At 72.6% G+C, this 18,186-nt stretch carries 18 protein-coding genes; 5 read left to right on the top strand and 13 right to left on the bottom strand.

Annotated features, from left to right (window positions below; translation table 11 throughout):
- Positions 1-91: 91 nt before the first annotated feature.
- Entirely contained in the window at positions 92-1,720 is a 1,629-nt protein-coding gene (gene groL, locus FB388_RS34685) for a chaperonin GroEL (RefSeq protein ID WP_142106903.1), read from the top strand.
- Positions 1,721-1,824: 104 nt separating this feature from the next.
- On the opposite strand, the gene FB388_RS41305 is transcribed toward groL, so the two are convergent.
- Positions 1,825-2,022, bottom strand: a complete 198-nt coding sequence (locus FB388_RS41305) for a WCX domain-containing protein (protein ID WP_484291830.1) — start codon at positions 2,020-2,022, stop codon at positions 1,825-1,827.
- 9 nt (positions 2,023-2,031) lie between these two features.
- Here FB388_RS41305 and FB388_RS34675 point away from each other — a divergent pair, with 9 nt between their 5' ends.
- The gene (locus FB388_RS34675) at positions 2,032-3,000 is read left to right on the top strand and encodes a zinc-binding dehydrogenase (protein WP_246122689.1); all 969 of its coding nucleotides are present in this window, start codon (positions 2,032-2,034) and stop codon (positions 2,998-3,000) included.
- A 161-nt stretch (positions 3,001-3,161) separates the two neighbouring features.
- Complete coding sequence (locus FB388_RS34670; protein ID WP_142106901.1) at positions 3,162-4,208, top strand: LacI family DNA-binding transcriptional regulator; 1,047 nt, start codon at positions 3,162-3,164, stop codon at positions 4,206-4,208.
- Here the strand turns inward: FB388_RS34670 and FB388_RS34665 are convergent.
- On the bottom strand, positions 4,142-4,966 hold the full coding sequence (locus tag FB388_RS34665; protein WP_142106900.1) for an AraC family transcriptional regulator: 825 nt from the start codon (positions 4,964-4,966) through the stop codon (positions 4,142-4,144). The two genes, FB388_RS34670 and FB388_RS34665, sit on opposite strands and share 67 nt — an antisense overlap.
- Positions 4,967-5,015: 49 nt before the next feature.
- Between FB388_RS34665 and FB388_RS34660 the strand changes: the two genes are divergently transcribed.
- Positions 5,016-5,423: a DUF2000 family protein gene (locus FB388_RS34660; RefSeq protein ID WP_142106899.1), complete on the top strand. Its 408-nt coding sequence runs from the start codon at positions 5,016-5,018 to the stop codon at positions 5,421-5,423.
- Here the strand turns inward: FB388_RS34660 and FB388_RS34655 are convergent.
- Positions 5,398-6,333 carry an LLM class flavin-dependent oxidoreductase gene (locus tag FB388_RS34655; RefSeq protein ID WP_142106898.1) on the bottom strand — a complete coding sequence of 312 codons (936 nt, stop codon included), beginning with the start codon at positions 6,331-6,333 and terminating at the stop codon, positions 5,398-5,400. The genes FB388_RS34660 and FB388_RS34655 overlap by 26 nt on opposite strands.
- Positions 6,334-6,398: 65 nt before the next feature.
- On the bottom strand, positions 6,399-6,869 hold the full coding sequence (locus FB388_RS34650) for a MarR family winged helix-turn-helix transcriptional regulator (protein ID WP_211362421.1): 471 nt from the start codon (positions 6,867-6,869) through the stop codon (positions 6,399-6,401).
- A gap of 92 nt (positions 6,870-6,961) precedes the next feature.
- Here FB388_RS34650 and FB388_RS34645 point away from each other — a divergent pair, with 92 nt between their 5' ends.
- Positions 6,962-8,176, top strand: a complete 1,215-nt coding sequence (locus tag FB388_RS34645) for a low temperature requirement protein A (RefSeq protein WP_142106897.1) — start codon at positions 6,962-6,964, stop codon at positions 8,174-8,176.
- 8 nt (positions 8,177-8,184) lie between these two features.
- Here the strand turns inward: FB388_RS34645 and FB388_RS40685 are convergent, their stop codons facing one another.
- The 9 genes from FB388_RS40685 to FB388_RS34600 all read right to left on the bottom strand — a co-directional run bounded on the left by FB388_RS40685 (position 8,185) and on the right by FB388_RS34600 (position 17,772).
- Entirely contained in the window at positions 8,185-8,490 is a 306-nt protein-coding gene (locus tag FB388_RS40685; RefSeq protein ID WP_142106896.1) for a PspC domain-containing protein, read from the bottom strand.
- 86 nt (positions 8,491-8,576) lie between these two features.
- Entirely contained in the window at positions 8,577-9,857 is a 1,281-nt protein-coding gene (locus tag FB388_RS34635; protein ID WP_142106895.1) for an ABC transporter substrate-binding protein, read from the bottom strand.
- Positions 9,854-11,047 (bottom strand): branched-chain amino acid ABC transporter permease, encoded by a 1,194-nt coding sequence (locus FB388_RS34630; protein ID WP_425468601.1) that lies wholly within the window; start codon positions 11,045-11,047, stop codon positions 9,854-9,856. Before FB388_RS34630 ends, FB388_RS34635 begins: the two co-directional genes overlap by 4 nt.
- Positions 11,040-11,918, bottom strand: a complete 879-nt coding sequence (locus FB388_RS34625; RefSeq protein WP_142106894.1) for a branched-chain amino acid ABC transporter permease — start codon at positions 11,916-11,918, stop codon at positions 11,040-11,042. Before FB388_RS34625 ends, FB388_RS34630 begins: the two co-directional genes overlap by 8 nt.
- The gene (locus FB388_RS34620; protein WP_142106893.1) at positions 11,915-12,748 is read right to left on the bottom strand and encodes an ABC transporter ATP-binding protein; all 834 of its coding nucleotides are present in this window, start codon (positions 12,746-12,748) and stop codon (positions 11,915-11,917) included. Before FB388_RS34620 ends, FB388_RS34625 begins: the two co-directional genes overlap by 4 nt.
- 49 nt (positions 12,749-12,797) lie before the next feature.
- On the bottom strand, positions 12,798-13,604 hold the full coding sequence (locus FB388_RS34615) for an ABC transporter ATP-binding protein (protein WP_142106892.1): 807 nt from the start codon (positions 13,602-13,604) through the stop codon (positions 12,798-12,800).
- Between the two features lie 276 nt (positions 13,605-13,880).
- Positions 13,881-14,504 carry a response regulator gene (locus FB388_RS34610; RefSeq protein WP_142106891.1) on the bottom strand — a complete coding sequence of 208 codons (624 nt, stop codon included), beginning with the start codon at positions 14,502-14,504 and terminating at the stop codon, positions 13,881-13,883.
- 55 nt (positions 14,505-14,559) lie between these two features.
- The gene (locus FB388_RS34605; protein WP_142106890.1) at positions 14,560-15,741 is read right to left on the bottom strand and encodes a GAF domain-containing sensor histidine kinase; all 1,182 of its coding nucleotides are present in this window, start codon (positions 15,739-15,741) and stop codon (positions 14,560-14,562) included.
- A gap of 369 nt (positions 15,742-16,110) precedes the next feature.
- Complete coding sequence (locus FB388_RS34600) at positions 16,111-17,772, bottom strand: DNA repair helicase XPB (protein ID WP_142106889.1); 1,662 nt, start codon at positions 17,770-17,772, stop codon at positions 16,111-16,113.
- Positions 17,773-18,186 lie beyond the last annotated feature (414 nt).

Raw genomic sequence — 18,186 nt, 5'->3', positions numbered from 1 at the left:
GCGAGATCGACGCAGGGTTGTCGGTCGTCCGTCGCGGGCGCCGCGCTCGACACGAGACTTTCGGGTCATCCCAACGGAGGACTACACCCCCATGGCGAAGATGATCGCGTTCGACGAGGAGGCGCGCCGCGGGCTCGAGCGCGGCATGAACACCCTCGCCGACGCCGTGAAGGTGACGCTGGGCCCGCGTGGGCGCAACGTCGTTCTGGAGAAGAAGTGGGGCGCGCCCACCATCACCAACGATGGTGTGTCGATCGCCAAGGAGATCGAGCTCGAGGACCCCTGGGAGAAGATCGGGGCCGAGCTGGTCAAGGAGGTCGCCAAGAAGACCGACGACATCGCCGGTGATGGCACCACCACCGCCACCGTGCTCGCCCAGGCCCTCGTCCGCGAGGGGCTGCGCAACGTCGCCGCCGGCGCCAACCCGATGGCCCTGAAGCGGGGCATCGAGAAGGCCGTCGAGGCTGTCTCCGAGGCGCTGCTGAAGTCGGCGAAGGAGGTCGAGACCAAGGAGCAGATCGCTGCCACCGCCTCGATCTCGGCCGCCGACTCCACGATCGGTGACCTGATCGCCGAGGCGATGGACAAGGTCGGCAAGGAAGGCGTGATCACGGTCGAGGAGTCCCAGACCTTCGGTCTGGAGCTCGAGCTCACCGAGGGCATGCGCTTCGACAAGGGCTACATCTCGCCCTACTTCGTCACCGACGCCGAGCGCATGGAGGCCGAGCTGGAGGACCCCTACGTCCTCCTGGTCTCCTCCAAGATCTCGACGGTCAAGGACCTGCTCCCGCTGCTGGAGAAGGTCATGCAGACCGGCAAGCCGCTGGCGATCATCGCCGAGGACGTCGAGGGCGAGGCCCTGGCCACCCTGGTCGTCAACAAGATCCGTGGCACCTTCAAGTCCGTCGCCGTCAAGGCCCCGGGCTTCGGTGACCGCCGCGAGGCCATGCTCACCGACATGGGCATCCTCACCGGTGGCGAGGTGATCTCGGAGAAGGTCGGCCTCAAGCTGGAGAACGCCGACCTGTCCCTGCTGGGCCGCGCCCGCAAGGTCGTGGTCACCAAGGACGAGACCACCATCGTCGACGGCGCCGGTGACGCCGACCAGATCGCCGGCCGGGTCAACCAGATCCGCTCGGAGATCGAGCGCACCGACTCCGACTACGACCGCGAGAAGCTGCAGGAGCGCCTGGCCAAGCTGGCCGGCGGGGTTGCGGTCATCAAGGCCGGTGCCGCCACCGAGGTCGAGCTCAAGGAGCGCAAGCACCGCATCGAGGACGCGGTGCGCAACGCCAAGGCCGCCGTCGAGGAGGGCATCGTCGCCGGTGGTGGCGTGGCTCTGATCCAGGCCGGTGCCGGCCTGTTCGAGGGTCTCGGCCTGGATGGTGACGAGGCCACCGGCGCCAACATCGTGAAGGTGGCGCTGGAGGCTCCGCTCAAGCAGATCGCGATCAACGCCGGTCTCGAGGGTGGGGTCGTCGCGGAGAAGGTTCGCGGGCTGAACGCGGGCGAGGGTCTGGACGCCGCCACTGGCGAGTACAAGGACCTGATCAAGGCCGGGATCATCGACCCGGCCAAGGTCACCCGGTCGGCGCTGCAGAACGCCGCCTCGATCGCGGCGCTGTTCCTCACCACCGAGGCCGTCATCGCCGACAAGCCGGAGAAGACCCCGGCCCCGGCCGGCGACCCGTCCGGTGGAATGGGCGGCATGGACTTCTGAGTCCACGCAGCTCGAGCAGTACCGCACGTCCCGCAGGGGCGGCACCCGCACCGGGTGCCGCCCCTGCGGCGTTCTGCATCTCGCTCAGCGGACGAGTGCGCCGGTCAGCCGTACCGGGCTGCCGTCGCCGCCGCGCGCTCCACGAGCGCCGCGCGCAGGGGCTCCGGGCCCAGCACCTCCGCGTCCGGGCCCAGTGCCCAGATCATGGCGAGTGCGTGGTCGAGCCCGCCGAAGTCGACCTCGACGTCGGGGTTGGGCTCGCCGGGCGGTTCACTTGACCTGAAGCCGGGTTGACGTTCCAGGCTGGCGCGGTGCGAGCGATCATGGTGCAGCGGTTCGGTCCCCCCGACGTCCTCGAGCCGGTCGAACTGCCGACGGCGGTTCCCGCGCCGGGCGAGCTGCGCATCGCCGTCGAGGTGGTGAGCCTTACCTGGATGGACACCCTGATCAGGTCGGGTCACGGCCCGGCCGCCTTCGCGGTCGAGCCGCCCTACGTGCCGGGCAGCAGTGTCGGGGGCACGGTCGAGGCGATCGGGGCAGGCGTCGACGGGAGGTGGCTCGGCACCCGGGTCGTCGGCCGGGCCGGGAGCGGCGGGTACGGGGGTGGGTACGCCGACACCGCCATCGCGGACCCGGAGGCGGTCCATCCGGTCCCGCCGGGTCTCGACCTCCGCCACGCCATGGCCGTGATGGACGACGGCAGCACCGCGTTGGCCCTCCTGGAGGCCACTCCGGTGCGCCCGGGGGAACGGGTGCTCGTCGCGCCCGGAGTGGGCGGGCTCGGGAACCTGCTGGTGCAGCTCGTCGTGCGGGCCGGTGCGACGGCGATCGCGGCGGTCCGCGGGGCGGAGAAGGCCGGCACCGCGCGCAGCATGGGCGCCGTCCCGGTCGACTACGGTTCGCCCGACTGGCCGGGCGACGTCCGAACGCTCACCGGAGGCCGTGGCCTGGACGTCGTCTTCGACGGCATCGGCGGCGCCGTCGGCGCGGCGGCGGCGAGCCTGTTGGTGGACGGTGGCCGCTTCTCCGGGTACGGCATGAGCAGTGGCGCGGAGGCCGCGGTCGGTGAGGTGGCCGGCCGCGTGCGGGTGGCGACCATGGCGCAGTTGCCCGGCTTCTGGGCGGACGGGCCGCGGCGCGTGCGGAAGGTGCTGGACGAGACCGCCGCCGGGCGGCTGGTGCCGGTCATCGGCCGGACCTACCCGTTGGGCGCGGCGGCGGAGGCACACGCGGACATCGAGGGCCGCCGCTTCATCGGGAAGAGCTTGCTCCTGACGTGACCGCTCGGGCGGTGCCCCCTCCGGGTGGCACCTGCCTCTATGTGGGGGAATGCGCATTCCTTGGGGCCCGGGCGGGGTAGGCTCGCCCCGCGCGAGCCCGGCCGGGTCGCGCGTGCACCAGCGTGGCGTCCGGTGGTCCCACCCGGTGGAGGGAGGCCGAGATGAGTGATCGCGGCGAGCGGGCGCCCGGCGCGTCGGTCACCCTGCTCGACGTCGCGAAGGCGGCGGGCGTCTCACTGGCAACGGCGTCGAGAGCGCTCAACGGCAGCACCCGCCGGGTGCGCCCCGACCTGCAGGAGCGCGTGCTCGCCGCGGCGGACGCGTTGCACTACTCGGCCAACGCCCAGGCGCAGGCCATGGCGCGGGGCCGCACCAACATCGTCGGGCTCGTGCTCAGCGACGTCGCCGACCCCTACTTCTCCTCGATCGCGGCAGGCGCCATCCGGGCCGCGGAGGGGGAGCGCCTCGTGGTCACGATGGCGTGCACGTTCGGGCGTGAGGAGCGCGAGCTGGACTACCTCGCGGCGCTGCGCGGGCAGCGTGCGCGAGCCGTGATCATCGCCGGGAGCCGGGTGCAGGACCGCGACCTGCTCGACCGGCTGACCGCCGAGGTGCGCGCGTTCGAGCAGGCGGGCGGCCGGGTGGCGTTCATCAGCCAGCGCAAGATCCCCGCCGACACCGTGGTGGTGGAGAACCGGGGCGGGGCCCGCGCGCTGGCCGAGGCGCTCTGCGGGCTCGGGCACCAGCGCTTCGCCGTGCTCGCCGGCCGGGCCGACCTCCTGACGGCTCGCGACCGCACCGCCGGGTTCCGGGACGGGGTCGCCCGCGCGGGCGTGCGGATCGAAGCGGACGACGTCGTGTACGGCGGGTTCACCCGCGACGGCGGCTACACGGCGATGAACGAGCTGCTCGACCGCGGCACCAGCGCCACCTGCGTCTTCGCGGTCAACGACGTGATGGCGGTCGGCGCGATGGCGGCGCTGCGCGACCGCGGGGTGGCGTTGCCGTCCGGGATGGCCGTGGCCGGGTTCGACGACATCGCGACGCTGCGGGACATCACGCCCGCCCTCACCACGGTGCGCCTGCCGCTGGAGGAGCTGGGTGCGGGGGCTCTGGAGATGGTGCTCCAGGAGCCCGCCGATCAGCCCCGCGTGCGCCGGGTCCGCGGCGAGGTCGTGATACGGGAGAGCACCCCGCCGCGCGCGTAGCGGCCCGGCGTCGTCCCGACCAGGCGGGTGAAGTGCCGGTGCAGGTGCGCCTGGTCGTGGAACCCGACGTCCACGGCCACCTGCGCCACGGGCTCACCGGTGAGCAGGCGGCGGCGGGCCGCGTCGATCCGCCGTCCGGTGAGGTAGCGGTGCGGCGGCAGCCCGAACGCCCGGGTGAAGGAGCGCACCAGCTGCGCCGGGTGGGCGTGCAGCTGCGCGGCCGCGTCGCGCAGGGCCAACCCGGCCACCATGCGGGCGTCGAGCAGGTCGCGCAGGTCGGCGGCCAGCCGGTCGGGCGCAGGCGGCGGCGCGGGTGCCCGCAGGTGCTGCCGGATCCGGTCGCCGATCAGGGCGAGGCGGCTCTCGGCCTCGAGGTCGGTCCCCCGTGTCTCGAGGGCGCGATGCAGCTGGTGGACGCGGGTGCGCAGCACGGGGTCGTCGAGCGCGGGCGCGTCGACGGCCGGCCCGATGAGCCCGGTGTCGATGACCTCGGCGTCGAGGTAGAGCACCCGCTTGCGGAAGCCGTCCGGGGTGGCGGCCCGTCCGGTGTGGGCGACGTGCGGTGGCAGCAGCGTGACGCCGGGGCGGAGGGCGCCGTGCTCGTGCCGGTCGAGGTCGTAGCGGATCGCGCCCTCGTCGACGACGAGCAGCGTCCACGTGTCGTGGGTGTGCTCGGGGTACGCGTGGTCGGTGAACCACGCGTGGAAGACCTCGGTGATGCCGGGCACCTGCGGCGCCCACGCCCGCACGGCAGGCATGTGAGGAACGTACAAGACCGGGGACGGCCCGTGCGGGCACGCTCGGCGCGTGCGTTTCGACACCAAGATCGCCGTGTTGCTGCGGGACGACCTGCAGGTCTGGCAGCGGCTGAACGTCACCGCGTTCCTGGCGAGCGGGATCGCGGCCAACGCGGAACTGCTCGGCGACCCTTACGCCGACGCGGACGGCACGCTGTACACGCCGATGTTCCGCCAGCCGGTCCTCGTCTTCACCGGCGACTCCGGGGTGATGGCCGCGGCCCACGAGCGGGCCGTGCGCCGCGGGCTGCCGACCGCCGTCTACACCGAGGAGATGTTCACGACCGGCCACGACGAGGCGAACCGCGCGGTCGTGCGCGCCGTCGCCCGCGACGACCTGAAGCTGGTGGGGTTGGCCGTGCACGGGCCGCGCAACGCCGTGGACAAGGTGCTCAAGGGCGCGATCCTGCACCCCTGAGCGCTGCGCCCGTGACCGCGACGGACTCCCGGACCGCCGGCACGATCTCCCCGCCCCAGCGGGCGGCGGAGGTCGCATCGGGCGTGCCGCCGCTCGGCGAGAAGAGCATGAAGCCGGACGCGCCGTGCTCCAGCACCGCCCCGGTCAGCTCCTCGACCCACTGGTCGACCGACCCGCCGACCCAACGGCCGTCGCGGTCGCGCGTGGCGGGCAGCGGCTGCTCGGTGATCCGCCCGGGGAAGTTGAAGATCGTGCGGATCTCCCGCGGGTCGCGGCCCACCGCAGCGGCCGCGTCGTCGATGATCGGCCGGGACGTCCGGTAGCGCTCGCTCAGCCAGTCGGCCGCGTGGCCCGGGAGCCAGCCGTCGGCGACCCGCCCGGTGGCGGCGAGGGACTTCGGCCCGACCGATCCGGTCCACACCGGCGGCGCCGCCACCGGCGCTGGCTCGATCTGCTCCACCCGGTGGTACCGGCCCTCGAATGTGACCGGCGGCCCACCACCCGCGAGCCTCCTGACCAGCACGATCGCCTCCTCGAAGGCGCGGACGGCATCGTCGGGCGACAGCCGGGGCACGCCCATGTCGGAGATCCGGTTCCACAGCCCGCCGGCGCCCATGCCGAGCACGACGCGGCCGCCGGAGAGCGCCGACAGCGAGGTGACGGTGCGCGCCAGCACCGGGGCGGGCCGGAGCGGCAGGTTCGTCACGTTGGCGAAGCCCGCGATGCGCTGGGTGCGACCGAGGAGGAACCCGATCGAGGCGTACGCGTCGAGGCGCGCGCCGAGGTACGGGTGGTCCGACAGGGAGAAGAGGTCGAGACCGTCCCGGTCGGCCCGCTCCACCATGCGGAGCAGCTCGGGACCGTCGTCGATCGTGCTGTGGGCGCCGAAGCCGAATACGGGCTCGGACATTGTGGCCTCCAGGAGTGAGTTCGTGGCACGAACCTATTAGTTCGTGCCACGAACTTCACTGTGTCCTAGGGCACTGCCCGGCCCGCGCCGGCCTCCAGGAACACCATCGGTACCTCGTTGTCCAGTACGACGCGGCCGAGCAGGGTGGCCAGCCCGTCGCGTTCGGCCGCGTCGAGGCCGGCCGCCAGCTCGGCGATCCGCCGGCAGGTCTCGACGTAGAACTCCTCCGCGAGCCGCCTCCCCTGCTGCGTCAGCGCCACCCGCACCGCCCGCATGTCCTGCGGGTCGGCCTCCCGGCGGACCAGGCCGATGCGCTCGCTGCGGTCGACCAGGCCGGTCAGGCTCGACTTGGCGAGGCGCAGCGTGGCGCCCAGCTCGCCCATGCCGTACGGCTTCCCCATCAGCACGCACAACAGCTGTCCCTGCTGCGGCGTGAGACCGTGCTCGCGGCCGGACTCGGCGTAGACGGCATTCACCAGGAACGCGGAGCGCACCAGCGCAGCGACGACTCCGATCTCCTCGCCAGGCTCGGCCATAGGGCGAGCCTACCGACAATTCGTGGGACGAACTTTCGCGTACCGGGCGATCCCCCTGGTGAGCGGGCATCCGCTGGTGCACGATCTGCCACATGAGCACTCCACGGCGGGGCCGGCGCCTCGAGGCCGTCGACGAGCGCGAGGCGGTCACCCCGCTCGAGCTGTTCTTCGACCTCGTGTTCGTCTTCGCGCTCACGCAGGTCACGGAGTTCATGGCCGAGGAAGCGCGCGCCGTCGACGTCCTGCGCGGCGTACTGGCCATCGCCGTGCTGTGGTGGTGCTGGATCGGCTACTCGTGGCTCTGCAGCCTGCTCCGCGCCGAGCAGGGACTCATGCGCCTCGGGTTGTTCGCCGCGATGGCGGCGATGTTCGTCCAGGCCATCACGATCCCCGAGGCCTTCGACGACCTGCCGGGCGGCCTGCACGGCCCGATGGTGTTCGCCTGCTGCTACTTCGTCGTGCGGGCCGTCCACATCGCGCTGTTCTGGCTGGCCAGCCGGGAGGACGAGCAGCTGCGCGGCCAGATCCTGCGCTTCCTGCCCTCGATGCTCGCCGGCACGATCCTGCTGCTGATCGCGTCGCAGACCAGCGGAACCACGCAGACGGTGCTCTGGTTCGCCGCACTGGCGGGCGACTACCTCGGCACGCTCGCCGCGGGCAGCAAGTGGCGGATGGGCTCGGCGGCCCACTACGCCGAGCGGTACGGACTGATCATCATCGTGGCGCTGGGCGAGTCGATCGTGGCAATCGGGGTGGGCGTCGCCCACCTCCCGATCTCGTGGCCGATCATCGCGGCGTCGGTGCTCGGGCTCGTCGTGTCGGGCGCACTGTGGTGGGCGTACTTCGACATCACGGCGCTGATCACCGAACGGGCCCTGGTCGCGGCCGACGGCGAGCGGCAGGTCCGGCTCGCCCGCGGTGGCTACACGATGCTGCACCTGCCGATGGTCGCCGGCATCGTGCTCATGGCGCTCGGGCTCAAGAAGGTGCTGGGCTACGTCGGCGGCGAGGAGGGCCACACCGTGGCCGACCCGATCTACGGCATCCCGCTCGCGGCCCTCTACGGCGGAGCCGCGCTGTACCTACTCGGGCACGTCGGCTTCACGCGGTACGTCGCCGGCTCGCTCAACATCGAGCGGCTGGTCGTCGTGGTGCTCCTGCTCGCCCTGCTCCCCGTCGTGGCGATGCTGCCCGCGCTGGTCACCCTCGCCGTGCTCGCGGTCGTGCTCGCCGCGCTGATCGGCTACGAGACCTTCCGCCACGCCGAGCAGCGCCGCGAGGTGCGCGGCGCCGCCCACGATCACTGAGGCCCGGCTCACGCCTCGGCCGTCTCCGGGGCGAGCATCCAGATCGCGGCGTAGACGAGCACACCCGTGCCGAAGCCGAGCACCGTGAGCGTCACGAGGCCGATGCGGAGCAGGGTCGCGTCCACCCCGAGGTCCTCGGCGAGCCCGCCGCAGACCCCGGCGACCATGCGGTCGGTGCGGCTGCGGCGCAGCCGGAACTTCGGACGGGCCCCGGCCTCGGCGGCCGGCGCGATGGACGGCGACACCGCGGCCCCGTCCAGCGGGGAGGCGGCGTCCGTCGAGAGGCGGGTGGTCTGTTCGGTGGTGGAGTCCATGGCGTCGACTCTGCCGCCGCGACCGGGCCGCCACCTCCGGGGCGACCCCTGGCCCCACCCCGATCCCGCCCCTGACCCAGGCCCGGTCAGGCGCCTTGCTGGTGCGGTGCCTTGTAGGCCTGTGCCTCCGCCGCCGTGAACGGCTCGACCACCTGGCGCAGCCCGCCCTCCTGCGCCGGGTCGGCCTGTGCGATGTAGACCGATCGGCTCGGTGGCGACCCGGCCTTCGAGAAGTCGAGCTCGCTCGCCACGAGGTCACCGGTGGTGATGTTCTGGCTCGCCAGGAACGCGTCGTGCACGCCCTTGCGGGTGAGGTCACCGTTCTCGCAGGCCTTGGTGAGGATCTGCTCCCAGATCAGCCCGCCCGCGTAGCCGTACGGCACTCCGTAGTTCTTGCCCGCGTCCGGGAACTTCGCCTCGAACGCCTGCTGCACCTCCTTGGCCTTCGGCACCTCGGCGGAGTAAGGCACGCTGCTGGCCACCACGTAGAGGTTGCCCACGGACGCCGCCGCGGGTCCCGCGAGGTTCGTGGCCGGGTCGAACACGGGGTTGTTGCCGACGACCGGCACGTTCAGGCCGAGCGCGCTCGCCGCGTTGAGCGCGGAGGCGGTCTGCGCGGGCGTGGTGGTCAGCAGGATCGCCTTGACGCCCGCGCCCTGGAAGCCGGTGACGATGTTGGTCATGTCGGTGTCGGCGGCTGCGACCTTCGCCGGCTGGAGGGCCATCCCGTGCTGCTGCGCGTAGTACTGCGCGCCGAGGAACCCGTTGTCGCCGTACTCGCCGCCGATGTAGATGTGGCCGAGCGTGTCGCCGTCGGCGATCAGGCCCTGCTGCTGCAGGTACGCCAGGCCGTTGATCATCTCCAGGTCGTACGTGGTGCCGGGGATGATCTGGTACGGGTTGTCGAGGATGAACGACGACCAGGACAGCGCCAGCGAGGTCACCTCGTCGGTCTCGAGGTTGCCGCGCAGCGCCGCGTTGATCGGGGAGCCGAGCAGCTGGAGGTAGCCGAGCACGTTGGGCTGCTGCTGGCGGTACACCGTGGTCGCGGTGTCGGCCTTGTAGCCGCTGTCGGCGACCTCGAGCTCGACCTTCCGCCCGCAGATGCCGCCGCGCCCGTTCAGCTCGTCGGCCCACAGCTGGTTGCCCTGGGTGATGCCGGTGCCCAGGTTGCGGAAGGGCCCCGACGTGTCCGTGAGCACCCCGAGCGTGATGGCCTCTGCGCTCACGCCGACGTCGGTGGCGACCTGGCCGCCCCCGCCGCCCGCCGCCGGTTCCGGTGCCCGGGTGCTGCAGCCCGCCAGCACCAGAGCCGCGACGATCGTCGCCGCGCCGCCCGCGCGGCGCCAAGTCCGCCGAAGGGTCATGATCGGTCCTCTCCTGGGGGTGCCGGCCGCGGCGCCGTTGCCGCGGTCTCGTCGGAATGGCGCCTGCGCGTCACGAAAGCGGCGATCCGGCGGCCGATCGCCGCCAGCCCGCCCGGCTCGAACAGCACCACGAGGATCACGGCGACGCCGTAGACGTAGAGGCTGATCACCGTCGGGGACAGCCCGCCGAGCGTGTCGCCCAGTCCGAGCTCGTCGGCGAACAGCGTGAGCACCTGCGGCGTGCCGTAGACGACCAACGCGCCGATGACGGCGCCCGGGATCGAGCCGAGCCCGCCGATGATCGCCATCGCGAGGAAGGCGATCGAGGTGTTGAGGCCGTACGTGCCGAACTCGCTCTCGTCCGGCTTGAGCAACCCCAGCCAGAGCGTCACCATCACGCCGGCCAGCCCCGCGTACGCCGCGCTCACCGCGAAGGCCGCGGCCTTGGCCCCCAGCACGTTGACGCCCATCACGGCGGCGGCCGCCTCGTGGTCGCGCACCGCCCGCCACGCCCGGCCCGCCCGGCTGCGCACGGCACCACGCGCCAGCACGAACGCGATGGCGGTGAACGCCAGGAACAGGTACCAGAGCCGTTCGGACTGCCGGAAAGGTACGCCGAGAACGGCGAGGTAGCCCTCGTTGCTGAAGGCGAACCCGAACAGCGAGAACGGCTCCGGGTTGCGACCGCTCGCTGCGCCACCGGTCAGCATCGGCAGCGCCTGCCCGAGGTAGAAGCCGAGGAACACCAGCGCCAGCGACGCCACGCCCAGGTAGATGCCCTTGAGCCGGCCCGCCACCGGTGCGAACGCGAACCCGGCCAGCGCCGACACCGCGACCGCGCCGACGAGGGCGAGCAGCGGGGGAAGGCCCAGCCCGACGATGAACTCGCTGCCGGCCTGCTCGGTCTCGCCGGCCAGCACCGCGTAGGACGTGCCCCCGACCAGCAGGAAGAACGCGTGGGCCAGGGAGAGCTGCCCGGCCTGGCCGATGACCAGCGTGAGCCCGATCGCGCCGACGGCCCCGACCATCACGTACTGGCCCGCGGACAGCAGGCCCGGCCCGACGTAGAGCGGCAGCGCGAGCAGGACGAGCAGCAGCGCCGCCCAGGCGAGGGCCCGCAGCACGGATCCGCGCCGCGACCGGGGCGACGGAGCCGCGGTCGCGTGCACCGCTGTGACCACGTCAGACACGGGTCAGCTCCCTCGTGCCGAAGAGCCCGGCCGGCCGCACGACCAGCACGACGAGCATCACGAGGAAGACGGCCACCTTCGCGAACGGGATGGACACGTACACCTCGGTGAGCGCCTGCGTCAGGCCGACGATCACGCCGCCGACCACGGCACCCGCCGTCGAGTCGAGCCCGCCGATGATCGCGGCCGGGAACGCGGCGAACGCGATGGCATGCGTACTGCGGGAGAGCCCGGTGCCGGAGAAGTCCTGGGTGACGATGAACATGACGGCCACCCCGGCGAGCGCCCCCGCCACCAGCCATGCCGTGGCCGTCACGCCCGAGCTCCGGATGCCCATGAGCGCCGCGGCCTCGCGGTTCTCCGCCTGGGCGCGCATCGCGATGCCCCAGTTCGTGAACCGGAAGGCCAGGAAGAACGCCGTGATCAGCACCAACCCGACGACCAGCGCCACCAGTTGGGTGCTGAAGAGCGTGACGCCCCCCAGCTGGATCGGCTGGGCGTCCCACGGGGCGCCCAGGTACGGCACGGTGGTGCCGAGCCTGCGGAAGATGTCCTCGACGATCACGACGTCGACGCCGATCGTGAGCAGCGCGAGGCTGTCGGGGGTGGCGAACCGGCTGCGCGAGAGCAGCAACCGCTCCATCAGCAGGGCTGCGAGTCCTGCGCCGAGGATCCCGAGCGCGGCGGCCAGCGGGAATCCGAGCGTGTCGACGGTGACGGCGACGAGGTAGCCGCCGATCAGGGCCAGCGAACCGTGCGCGAAGTTGATCACCTCGGTGGCCTTGTAGATCACCACGAAGCCCAGCGCGAGCAGCGCGTACACCGCGCCCTTGCCCAGGCCGTTCACGAGGAGCTGGACGAAGGTGCTCACCGGGGCTCCTCCTCGTCGGCGGCGCCGAGGTAGGCGCGGACGACCTCGGGATCGCGCTGCACGGCCGCCGGCTCGCCGTCGGCGATGAGCCGGCCGAAGTCGAGCACGCTGACGCGGTCGGCGATGCCCATGACCAGGCCCATGTCGTGTTCGACCAGCAGCACCGATATGCCCAGCGCGTCGCGCAGGGCGCGGATGGTGCTCGCCATGACGGCGGTCTCCACCGCGTTGAGGCCGGCGGCGGGCTCGTCGAGCAGCAGCACGCGCGGCTCGACGGCCAGCGCGCGGGCGACGTCCACGAGCTTCGCCACGCCGTACGGCAGGGCGGACACGGGCGTGTGCAGCCGGTCGGCGATGCCCAGGAACTCGCAGATATCGGCTGCGCGCCGCGTGTGCACCCGCTCCTGCCGGGCGACCCACGGCAACCGCAGGCCGCCCGACAGGAACCCGCCGCGGGTGAGCGAGTGGCGACCCAGCAGGACGTTGTCCAGCACGGTCGAGTGTTGGGACAGCGCGATGTTCTGGAACGAGCGACCGATGCCCAGCCGGGCCATGCGGTGCGGAGGCATCCCGGTCAGGACGCTGTCACCGAGCCGGACCCGGCCGGCCGTCGGCCGGTAGACCCCGCAGATCACGTTGAAGCAACTCGACTTGCCCGCACCGTTCGGCCCGATCAGGGCGTGGACGGTGCCGGGGCGCACGGTGAACGACACGTCGTCGAGGGCGGTCACACCGGCGAAGCGCAGGCTCACCCCCTCGACCCGCAGCTCCGGGACGTCAGCGCGGTCGGTCAGCGGCTCCGTGCCGGCGCGAGCCGTGTCTGCTGTCATGACGGTGCCTCGCCGCTCGGCGGAGCGAAATGGAGGCGGTCCAGCACCGTCATGAGGTCCACCGCGCCAGCGTCCGTCCGGACAGCTGCCGCTCCGCCTCGCGTGCCTCGGCCGCCGCCTGCTCGGCCGACTCGGCATGCCCGCCGAGGTAGAGCCGCTGCACCTCGTCGCTCGCAGCCAGCTCCGAAGCCGGCCCGGCGAGCGCGACGCGCCCCACCTCCAGCGCAACGGCGTGGTCGGCCACCTGCAGGGCCATCGTCGCGTTCTGCTCGACGAGCACGACCGCCGTGCCCTGGGCGTGGATGTCGCGGACGATGGCCGCGATGCGTGCCACCATCTGCGGCGCGAGCCCGAGCGACGGCTCGTCGAGCAGGAGCAGCCGGGGCCCGGACATCAGGGCCCTGCCGATCGCGAGCATCTGCTGCTCGCCGCCGGACAGCAGACCGGCGCGCTGGCGTGCCCGCTCCACGAGCACCGGGAAGAGCTCGTGCACGCGCGCGCGGGCGGACGCGCGGGCGGCAGCCGACCTGGCACCGAGGCCGCCCGCGCGCAGGTTCTCCTCCACCGTCATCCGGGCGAAGACCTGCCTGCCCTCGGGGACCGCGACCACCCCGCGGCGGACGATGGCGGCCGGGTCCATCTGATCGACCCGCGTGCCGTCGACGAGGACCTCGCCCGAGGTGACGGCCCCGCCGTGCATCCGGACCGTTCCCGAGACGGTCCGCAGCAGCGTCGACTTCCCCGCCCCGTTGCCGCCCAGCACCGCGAGCACGCCGTTGCCGACCTCGACGTCCACGTCCTCGAGGGCGCGCACGGAGCGCCCGTAGCGCACCGACAGCCCGCGCACGTTCAGCATCGCGACCACACCCGCCGCGCGTGTGCCGCACCTCGTCGTAGCGCCACCCAAGGCCCCTTCGCCTCCGGCCGCCCTGTGGCGGCCGCCACATCGTGGTGTGGACGTTCCGGGCGAACCACCCCCACGTGGAGAGGGGTGGCCGGATGTTGACGACACGTTATCGACGAGTCGCGCACCGCACACGAGGAGCCACGCACCGTGCCGGCGCGCCCACCGGATCGCTTCGCCACCACAACGCCACAGCAGCCGCGTTCCGCGGAACGCCCCGCAACTCAGCTACAGGAGACCCGCCTCGCTCGCCTTGCCGATCGCCTCCACCCGGTTGCGGGCGCCCAGCTTGTGCAGCGCGGACTGCAGGTAGGTCTTCACCGTGTTGCGCGCCAGGCCGGTGGTCTCGGCGATCTCCGGGTTGGTCCGGCCCTGCGCGGCGAGGCGCAGCACCTCGTACTCGCGCCGGGTGAGCCCGCTGCGCGCCACGGCGGATCGGCTGGCGTCCTCGTCCCGCACCATCCGCGGGTCGCAGACCCGCTCGCCGCGCAGCACGCGGCGCAGTGCCGCCACGAGGTCGGTGACGGCGGCGTCCTTGAGCAAGGCGCCGTGCGCCCCGGCGTCGAGAGCTGCCTGCACGCCGTGGTGGTCGCCGTGCGCGGTGAAGACCACCACCCGTGCTGCCGGTACCGCCGCGCGCAGCCCCGACACCACCTCGGGCGCGAGCATGTCGGGCAGCCGCAGGTCGAGCAGCACCAGGTCGGGGCGCAGCGCCGCGGCCCGTTCGAGTGCCGCGCGCCCGCTCTCGGCCGACCCGACGACGACCAGCGCCGGCTCGTTGCGCAGCAGCAGCGCAACGCCGTCGCGGACGACCGGGTGGTCGTCCACCACCATGACCCGAGCCGGGCTCATCGCACGGCCTCGCCGACGCTCGGCCTGGGACACCGGTTCGCCGGCTCACGCTCGCTCATCGCGGCGGGCCCGGCACGAGCAGCCGAAGGGTCGTGCCGCCGTCCTCGTCGTGCACGAGGCTGGCCCGGCCACCGAGCCGGGCCGCCTTCTCCGCCAGCAGCCGGATCCCCAGGCCGCTGCCTTCCTCCGGCTCGGTCCCTTCGGCGTTGCGGGCGACGCCGTCGTCGGCCACCGCGACCTGGATCCCGCCGTCCACCTCGCCGAGGCTGACCACGACGGTTGCGGCGTCGGCGTGCTTCTCGACGTTGAGCAGGCCCTCCCGGACGGCGCTGATCAGGAGTGTCGTGCGTTCGGCGTCCAGGGGCGGGACGGGCCCGAGCTGCACGAACCGCGCCGGCACGCCGGTGCGTGCCTCGAAGCTGCGGCAGTGCTCCGCGATCTCGATCGGCAGGGCGCGCTCCGGGCTCGACTCGGCGAGGGCGAGCAGCGCCTCCCGGAGCGCGAGAGACGCAGCCGAGATGTCGGACTCCAGCCGGCCCAGCCGGGAACGCAGGACCGGGTTGTCCGGCAGCGTCGAGCGCAGGTCGCGGACCTGGGCGCCGATCGAGAAGAGCATCGCCCCGACCGAGTCGTGCAGGGCCGCCTGCATCCGCTGCCGTTCCGCGGCCACCGCGGTGGCACGGACCAGCGCTGCCCGGTCCGCGAGGCGCAGCGCGCGGGCCGCGTCGGCGGCCACCGCCTGCACCGCCCGGACGGCGTCGTCACCGAACTCGCCGGGGCCCCGCAGAGCCGCGTACGCCACCGCGACCGTGCGCGTGCTCCCCGGGCGGTCGTCCAGGACCGGCACCGCGAGCATCGCCGACATGTCCTCGCGGCTCACGAGCCCGTCGAACTGGTGGGTGATGCTGCGCGCCGTGACGTAGTCGCTGACCCGAACCGGGCGGCCCAGCGCCAGTACCCGGCCGCCGACGCCCTGCCCGCTCGGCACGGCGAGGTCCTGCAGGGAGTCGGTGCGGTTGCCGGCGAGCCACCTGATGACGGCCTGGGACGTGCCCTCGACCTCGGCGACGAACCCCGCTTCCGCCCCCGCGGCATCGCGGATCAACCGGGCGGTGCCGTGCAGCGCGAGCACCCGGTCGAGCACCGACAGCAGCCCGTCGCGCTCGGCCAGCAGCGTGTTGAGAAGGTGCTCCTGCCCGAGGACCCGCTCCGCCGCGGCTTCATCCCTCGACGCCATCCGCGGACGATGACACAGGTCACGGGCCTCCGACAGCCCCGAATGCAGAGGGGGTCATGCGGTCATGACCGTCGCCTGCCCCACCCGGGCACCCGGCGCGAGGACGCGTGCCTCCCGGTGCTCTTGTCGGGCACCGGAGGTGGGACGGGCGCGGGGGGAACCTGGCGGTCGCGCTCCCGGACGACCCGCCCGACGAGCACGCCTACGAGCGTGGCGACGGCGAGCCAGGCCGCGGCCACCACGATGATCCAGCCGAGTGTGCTGATGACCGCTCCCTGGGCGTGGGCGCCGTCAGTGTCCTACCTGTACGGACTTCCTGCACACCTAGGACACCGGACCGGGTGACCCAGATACGCGTACTCCGCCCGTTCAGCTCACGTCCGGCACAGCGGGTCCGAGCAGATCGTCGGCGTCGACGATCCGGTAGGCGTAACCCTGTTCCGCGAGGAACCGCTGCCGGTGCGCTGCGTAGTCGGTGTCGAGCGTGTCGCGCGAGACCACCGAGTAGAAGTGCGCCTGCCGGCCGTCGGCCTTGGGTCGCAGCAGCCTGCCGAGCCGCTGCGCCTCCTCCTGGCGCGACCCGAAGGTGCCGGAGACCTGGATGGCGACGCTCGCCTCCGGCAGGTCGATGGAGAAGTTGGCCACCTTGCTCACGACCAGCACCGGCAGCTCGCCGCGGCGGAAGGAGTCGTACAGCGCCTCCCGCTCCCGGTTCTTCGTGGAGCCCTGGATCACGGGGGCGTCGAGCACCTGCCCCAGCTCCTCCAGCTGCTCGAGGTACGCCCCGATGACGAGCGCGGGCTCGCCGGGGTGGCGGTCGAGGATGCCCTTCACGACGGCGAGCTTCGTGTGCGCCGTGGACGCCACGCGGTAGCGCTCCTCGGCCTCGGTGACCGCGTAGCCCATCCGCTCGTTGTCGGTGAGCGTGACCCGCACCTCGGTGCACTCCGCCGGTGCGATCCAGCCCTGCTGCTCGATGTCGCGCCACGGCGCGTCGTAGCGCTTCGGGCCGATGAGGGAGAAGACGTCGCCCTCGCGCCCGTCCTCGCGGACGAGGGTGGCCGTGAGGCCGAGGCGCCGCCGCGACTGCAGGTCGGCCGTCATCCGGAAGACCGGGGCCGGCAGCAGGTGCACCTCGTCGTAGATGATCAACCCCCAGTCCCGGGAGTCGAACAGGTCGAGGTGCTTGTACTCGCCCTTGCTCTTGCGCGTCATCACCTGGTAGGTCGCGATCGTGACCGGGCGGATCTCCTTGCGCTCGCCGGAGTACTCGCCGATCTCCTCCTCGGTGAGGCTGGTGCGCGCCACGAGCTCGCGCTTCCACTGCCGGCCGGCCACCGTGTTGGTGACGAGGATCAGCGTGGTGGCCTGGGCCTCCGCCATCGCCGCCGCGCCCACGAGCGTCTTGCCGGCCCCGCAGGGCAGCACGACGACACCGGAGCCGCCCGCCCAGAACCCCTCGACGGCCTCGCGCTGGTAACCGCGCAACGACCAGCCGTCCTCGGCCAGTGCGATCGGGTGCGCCTCGCCGTCGACGTAGCCGGCGAGGTCCTCGGCCGGCCAGCCGATCTTGAGCAGCGCCTGCTTGAGGTGGCCGCGCTCCGAGGGGTGCACGATCACCGTGTCGTCGTCGATGCGGGCGCCGAGCAGCGGCGCGATCTTCTTCTGCCGCAGCACCTCCTCGAGCACCGCCCGGTCGAGCGCGACCATGACGAGACCGTGGACGGGGGAGTGGGTGAGCTGCAGGCGCCCGTAGCGGCCCATCGTGTCGACGACGTCGACGAGCAGGGGCTGCGGGACCGCGTAGCGCGAGTAGCGGACCAGCGCGTCGACGACCTGCTCGGCGTCGTGGCCCGCTGCACGGGCGTTCCACAGGGCGAGCGGGGTGACCCGGTAGGTGTGGACGTGCTCCGGGGCGCGCTCGAGCTCGGCGAAGGGCGCGATCGCGCCGCGCGCCGCCGGGGCGTCGGGGTGGTCGACCTCGAGCAACAACGTCTTGTCGGACTGGACGATGAGCGGCCCATCGGTCATGAGCGGTGGTACTCCTTGCAGGCGAATGGTGCCCCCGGTGACGCTACTCAGCGTGCTTCGCAGGTCCATTCGGGGGAACGAATCGGCAATGGCCGACCTCGACGGATGGGGGCCCTCTGAACTCGGGCTATACTTCCCGGGCTCTGTCCGAGAGCACACGTGCGCCACCGCGATCGTACCGGGTCCGGTAGGTCAACACCCTTCCCCAGAGGGTGCGTGTCGGATCGGAGCGCGCACGATGCGGGCCGGGACACCCGACCGGTCCGCCCCCGACCTAAGGCGCGACGGATCGATCCGATGCTCTTGTTGCCCGGGCATCACGCCCGAACCCGGCCACCCACCGACCAGGGGCTGCAGCTCGTCCGGCCCGCACTCGCGAATACTTGCGTGTGCGTGCCAGAGTGCGGCAGATCG

It is taken from the genome of Pseudonocardia cypriaca (assembly GCF_006717045.1).
In the GTDB taxonomy this organism is placed as follows: domain Bacteria; phylum Actinomycetota; class Actinomycetes; order Mycobacteriales; family Pseudonocardiaceae; genus Pseudonocardia; species Pseudonocardia cypriaca.
The sequence above is the reverse complement of the archived record's forward strand: the minus strand, read 5'-3'. Positions and strand labels throughout refer to the sequence as shown.

Coding starts and splice junctions, on each gene's coding strand:
- FB388_RS34650 (WP_211362421.1), bottom strand. CDS start 6,869: ATGGCCGAGCCTGGCGAGGAGATCGGAGTCGTCGCTGCGCTGGTGCGC.
- FB388_RS34610 (WP_142106891.1), bottom strand. CDS start 14,504: ATGAGCCCGGCTCGGGTCATGGTGGTGGACGACCACCCGGTCGTCCGC.
- FB388_RS34635 (WP_142106895.1), bottom strand. CDS start 9,857: ATGACCCTTCGGCGGACTTGGCGCCGCGCGGGCGGCGCGGCGACGATC.
- FB388_RS34670 (WP_142106901.1), top strand. CDS start 3,162: ATGAGTGATCGCGGCGAGCGGGCGCCCGGCGCGTCGGTCACCCTGCTC.
- FB388_RS34655 (WP_142106898.1), bottom strand. CDS start 6,333: ATGTCCGAGCCCGTATTCGGCTTCGGCGCCCACAGCACGATCGACGAC.
- FB388_RS34605 (WP_142106890.1), bottom strand. CDS start 15,741: ATGGCGTCGAGGGATGAAGCCGCGGCGGAGCGGGTCCTCGGGCAGGAG.
- FB388_RS34645 (WP_142106897.1), top strand. CDS start 6,962: ATGAGCACTCCACGGCGGGGCCGGCGCCTCGAGGCCGTCGACGAGCGC.
- groL (WP_142106903.1), top strand. CDS start 92: ATGGCGAAGATGATCGCGTTCGACGAGGAGGCGCGCCGCGGGCTCGAG.
- FB388_RS34615 (WP_142106892.1), bottom strand. CDS start 13,604: ATGCTGAACGTGCGCGGGCTGTCGGTGCGCTACGGGCGCTCCGTGCGC.
- FB388_RS40685 (WP_142106896.1), bottom strand. CDS start 8,490: ATGGACTCCACCACCGAACAGACCACCCGCCTCTCGACGGACGCCGCC.
- FB388_RS34665 (WP_142106900.1), bottom strand. CDS start 4,966: ATGCCTGCCGTGCGGGCGTGGGCGCCGCAGGTGCCCGGCATCACCGAG.
- FB388_RS34620 (WP_142106893.1), bottom strand. CDS start 12,748: ATGACAGCAGACACGGCTCGCGCCGGCACGGAGCCGCTGACCGACCGC.
- FB388_RS34600 (WP_142106889.1), bottom strand. CDS start 17,772: ATGACCGATGGGCCGCTCATCGTCCAGTCCGACAAGACGTTGTTGCTC.